This is a genomic window from Streptomyces sp. Isolate_45, assembly GCF_024721315.2.
In the GTDB taxonomy this organism is placed as follows: Bacteria; Actinomycetota; Actinomycetes; order Streptomycetales; family Streptomycetaceae; genus Streptomyces.
Window position 1 is genome coordinate 1 of the sequence record NZ_JANFAK020000337.1, and the last position, 2,263, is coordinate 2,263.

Genomic DNA, 2,263 nt, shown 5'->3' on the forward strand with positions numbered 1-2,263 from the left:
GCATCGAGCAGGGCCGGGTGCAGACCGAACCGCACCGCGTCCCGACGCCCACCCTCCGGCAACACGACCTCGGTGAAAAGCTCGCTGCCACGCCGCCAGGCCGCCGTCAACCCCTGGAACAGCGGCCCGTACGAGACACCGCCCTCGGCGAGTTCCTGGTACAGCTCGCTCACATCGACGGCGACTGCGTCGACCGGCGGCCAGACCGCCAGCGCACCGAAGTCGGACTCGGCCTCAGGTCGGGCACCAACAGCCAACACACCGGACCCGTGACGCGTCCACAGCTCCTCCGTGGTCCCGTCCTGACGTCGGGAGTAGACGGCGAACGGACGTCCGCCTCCCGCGATCGGGGCCTCGACCACGAGCTGGAGCTGCACGCCGCCGCGCTCGGGCAGGACCAGCGGGGCCTCCAGCGTCAGCTCCTCGACGACATCGCATCCGACCTGGTCACCGGCACGAACGGCCAGCTCGACGAAGGCCGTGCCAGGCAGCAGGACACCACCGTGGATCGTGTGGTCGGCGAGCCAGGGGTGGGTGTCCAGCGACAGCCGGCCCGCCAGGATCGTGCCTTCGGAGTCGGCGAGCGCGACGGTCGCGCCCAGCAGCGGGTGCTCGGCGTCGCCGAGACCGATCGCCTCCGGGTCGCCGCCCGTGAACGCCGCCGCGTGGGGCCAGAACCGCTGCCGCTGGAAGGCGTACGTCGGCAGGTCGACCCGGCGGGTACCGGTACCGGCGAAGAACGCCGACCAGTCGACGGCCACACCGTGAACATGAGCCTGGGCGAGGGCGCTGACGAGGCTCTCTTCCTCGGAGCGACCCTTGCGAAGCACGGGCAGGACGACGGGAGGAGCGGTGTCCTCCGTCACGCACTCCTGCGCGAGGGCGGAGAGCACGCCGTCCGGCCCCAGTTCGACGTATGCCGTCACACCTGCGGCTTCCAGGGCGCGGACGCCGTCGAGGAAGCGGACGGCCTCGCGGACGTGCCGGACCCAGAAGTCCGCCGTACCCATCTCACCCTCGGCGACCAGGGCACCGGTCAGGTTCGACACGATCGGGATGCGCGGGGCGGCGAACGACAAACCCTCCACCACCCGGCGGAAGTCGTCCAGCATGCCGTCCATGTGCGGCGAGTGGAACGCATGGCTGACCGTGAGGCGCTTGCTCTTCCGACCGCCGAGGGACTCCACCACCGCAACCGCGGCGTCCTCGTCACCCGCGATCACGACCGACCGCGGACCGTTGACGGCGGCGATGCTCACCCGCTCGGTCAGCAACGGCAGAACCTCGTCCTCGGAGGCCTGGACGGCGATCATGACTCCGCCGGTCGGCAGCGCCTGCATCAGCCGGCCCCGCGCCGCCACCAGCACACAGGCGTCGTCCAGGGAAAGGACACCCGCCACGTGCGCGGCAGCGATCTCACCGATCGAATGACCGGACACGAAGTCCGGCCGCACACCCCACGACTCAACGAGGCGGAACAACGCCACCTCGACCGCGAACAACGCCGGCTGCGTGAACCGCGTCTCGTCCAACAGGCCCGCATCCGACCCGAACAGCACGCCCCTCAGCGGCAGTTCCAGCAGGTCGTCCATATGGGCGCAGACGGCGTCCAACGCGTCCGCGAACACGGGGAAGGCGTCATACAGTTCACGCCCCATCCCGAGCCGCTGGCTGCCCTGACCGGTGAACAGGAAGGCGGTTCGGCCGCCGTCACGGCGCGTCGCCGTGGTGAGTCGGGTCGAGGTCGCGCCGTCGGCGAGGTGCCTCAGGGCGGTCCGCAGGTCCGTGCCCTCCCCGATGGTCAGGAGGGTGGCGGCGCGGTGGTCGAGGTGGGCGCGGCTGGTGGCGAGCGAGTAGGCCACGTCGAGCGCGATCGTGTCCTCCGCGATCGCGTCCTCCGCGTCCGTGGCGTCCGCGTCCGGGTAAGCGTCCTCGACGACGGCGTCCAGGTGCGCGGTGAGAGCTGCCGCCTGTGCCCGGAGGGCTTCTTCGGTCTTGCCGGAGAGGAGGTAGGGAACGACGCGTGCCGGTCGTACGGAGGGCCGCGCGTGAGGGTTCGCGGACGGCTCGGAGTCCGGCGCCTGCTCGATGATGGTGTGGGCGTTGGTGCCGCTGATGCCGAACGAGGACACACCGGCCCGACGCGGACGGCCGGTCTCCGGCCACTGCACCGACTCGGTCAGCAGCTCGACGTCGCCGGCCGTCCAGTCGACGTGCGGGGTCGGCGCGTCGACGTGCAGGGTCCGCGGAAGGACTCCGTGTC

At 71.2% G+C, this 2,263-nt stretch carries 1 protein-coding gene; it reads right to left on the bottom strand.

Features of this window, described 5'->3' with window-relative positions; translation table 11 throughout:
• Nucleotides 1-2,263, bottom strand: a 2,263-nt coding sequence (locus NOD94_RS40845; protein ID WP_281211306.1) for a type I polyketide synthase, incomplete at both ends; no start/stop codon positions are given.